The organism is Absiella sp. AM29-15 (genome assembly GCF_003434225.1).
Lineage (GTDB): Bacteria > Bacillota_I > Bacilli_A > Erysipelotrichales > Erysipelotrichaceae > Hoskinsella > Hoskinsella hominis.
The window spans coordinates 148874-149174 of sequence record NZ_QVFL01000010.1; positions in this window are offsets into that span (position 1 = coordinate 148874).

Consider the following 301-nt stretch of genomic DNA (forward strand, 5'->3'; position numbering starts at 1 on the left):
TACAAGTATATATACGTAAAAAAAAGTAAAAATCCTAAAAAACTTTTGGAAAAAAGTAAAATAACCTATAAATAATATAAAAAATTTTATCATGTATAAGATTTAACTACATTTTTTGAAAATATTCCATAAAGCAATTATTGATGATGTTGTTGAATTTCATGTTTAAAAGAAAAGCTTGATCGTATAAAAATAAATGATTAGAATATATGATAGAGTGTATGGAAACTAAAAAAAGTTATAAATATCTATTGTAAACCATAAAAAAGCTGATATAATAGACATGTATCAGTAATGCATA